Origin of the sequence: Acidithiobacillus sp. HP-11 (assembly GCF_015100075.1) — a bacterium.
GTDB classification, from domain to species: Bacteria; Pseudomonadota; Gammaproteobacteria; order Acidithiobacillales; family Acidithiobacillaceae; genus Acidithiobacillus; species Acidithiobacillus thiooxidans.
The window spans coordinates 1-2,304 of record NZ_JACKYY010000100.1; the positions used below are offsets into that span (position 1 = coordinate 1).

A 2,304-nucleotide genomic window follows, 5' to 3' on the forward strand; every position below is an offset into this window, starting at 1 on the left:
GACTTCCCTTGGGAAAGTTGATATGCAGGTCCAACCGCTTCTCCTCCAGCTTGAAAGTCACATCGTCCACCATCCACGGCGGAACCAACCCCAACGCCAAGGTAAACAGCTTGTCTTCGTCCATCATTAACCTTCCCTAGATCAGCAATGCCCTAAGACTACCGTACCCTCGTATCCACTCCAAGTAGCGAGGAGCCACGGACCACCCGGTGTCCGGATTTGTGTGTCAGATTGAATACGATCAGCAAATGAAGTACTCAGACTAAGCCGATCATTCAGCGCAAAAGCTACCCCCAAACTGTATTGAAAGGCATTTCCCAAGGCAACCTCGCCAGGCTGAATCTCGCCCATAGTAGTGCTGATATCTGGAAAGTTTTTATTTAAATTATAATAATAACTGACACTTCCGAAAAATATTGCCGGATCAGAAGTGGCGACAAAAGACAGCCCGGGGGTCAATGTCCATACACCGTTACCAGTAGGCAAACTAGTAGGCACAGTCAGATTGGAGTTATTAGCATCAGGCTGATAAACTTTTATTCCATAAGGGTTAATACCAGTAGGCGCGGTGATCAGAAGACTGCCCGTCAAGCTGGGCCAGTTTTTACTCTCCTTGAAAATCTGATAGTACCCACCAAAACTGATGTCACCAAGACGGGGACCACCGGAGCTAACAGTCGCCTGACTGTAGCTGTTTGATGCATCCCCTGCGCCGCCAATCTGGTAAACACTCTGGCGATAGACAATTGGCACGTTGAGCACCAACTGCAAACGATTGGATATAGGATAGTAGGCTGATTCAGTAAATGTATAAATACTTGAATTGACCTTCGAAATATTTATATTTCCCAGAAATATGGCGCCCAGGGCAAGAAACCCGTTGAGATTCAGCGTGTTTTGATCTGAGTAGGCATAGGAAACACTGGATTGCAGCGTTAGTTGCGGATAAAAGAAATCTGAATTTTGTTGCAGAATCGCTTTTTTGCTGGCGGACTCTGGCGGGGCTTTGAGAGTTTGATCTGCCGCATTAGCTTCTATAGAGGTCAATCCAGTCAAGGCTGTGAGGGCAAGGCCAAGAACAAAACGATTTCGCATATTTAAGATACTCCTAATGTTTCTATTTCTCGGGCCACACATCGGCTGTAGCACACCTTAGTTAAAATTTTGCCTTTATCGGGAAAAGCATAACCCAAGTAGCATTGTTTGGATACCCAGAGAAAGGTATTCAGACCACCTGTTTCCTCTACCTAATCTCTAACGCATCATTGGCCACCAATAAGCACGAAAAAATGCTGTAACGCGGATGAAACAGTCAAATAAATTTGTAACAAATTGAAAAACAAGAATTAATAGCCACAATTCAATCATTTTTGTATTATTTTAGGTATTTTTTTCTGGGCCGATGACACAGAAAAATCATATCTTATTGAAAAAAATATAATTTTATATTGGCATACTAATTGCTTATAGTTTATAAACAAAACAAAACGGCTGGAATGAACATGCTAGAAACAAGAACTGAGAAAGAATCAAATCAAAATATGGCTGCCACATTGCATCCACAAAAGGGCATAACCTTTGTGAAGCCAGAAGCAGCAACCAAAGAAAAAATAAACGAAAGAAACCAAACAGATAAGAAAATTTATATTCCTGTTTACAGCAAATTTCTCATTGCACAGCTTGGTGCCCTTCTGTGGGTTCTATTCAGCATCTGGATCGCCCTACCCTGGATAGATAGTCTCGCTGATATATTTGGATGGGTGCTGACCATATTCGCGATTGGTGGCATGGCTATCGTGCCTGGCTATATTTCTGGCATAATTATATTTAGCATTCTACTGGATCGAAGGCCTCCTGTAAAAATACCGGGAGAGCTACCCGCATTGAGCATATTAATTGCCGCCTACAACGAGGAGAATGCTATTGAGGACACTCTCAAATCCATCCTCACTCAAGATTATTCTGGAAGCATAGAAATCATTGTTATTGACGATGGATCCACTGATCAAACAACCAATATTATCGAAACAATTACCGACCCGAGAATACAGCTTATTAAGCAGAAAAAGAATCAGGGTAAAGCAAGCGCGCTCAATGCGGGGTTGGCCTTGGCTTCGCATGGTATCATCATTACCGTAGATGCCGATACTTTTCTCCTGAAGTTTCACCGATTTTCATGAGGAATAAGTCGCCGCATGCTACGCCACCATACGCATGAGCATCTGAGTGAATGATTTATGAGGGGGTTGGCAGAGATGGGGCCAAAGTCCCAGAAAATGGCTGGAGAGAGCTTCATCTGTAATC

At 43.2% G+C, this 2,304-nt stretch carries 2 protein-coding genes and 1 pseudogene; 1 reads left to right on the top strand and 2 read right to left on the bottom strand.

The window, feature by feature from the left end; genetic code table 11:
- Positions 1 to 127, bottom strand: a pseudogene (locus tag H7F08_RS15155) (ISL3 family transposase); the annotation flags it as partial.
- A 14-nt stretch (positions 128 to 141) separates the two neighbouring features.
- Positions 142 to 1,137: a transporter gene (locus tag H7F08_RS15160; RefSeq protein ID WP_227487917.1), complete on the bottom strand. Its 996-nt coding sequence runs from the start codon at positions 1,135 to 1,137 to the stop codon at positions 142 to 144.
- 365 nt (positions 1,138 to 1,502) lie between these two features.
- Between H7F08_RS15160 and H7F08_RS15165 the strand changes: the two genes are divergently transcribed.
- Positions 1,503 to 2,180 carry a glycosyltransferase gene (locus H7F08_RS15165; RefSeq protein WP_227487918.1) on the top strand — a complete coding sequence of 226 codons (678 nt, stop codon included), beginning with the start codon at positions 1,503 to 1,505 and terminating at the stop codon, positions 2,178 to 2,180.
- Positions 2,181 to 2,304: the final 124 nt, after the last annotated feature.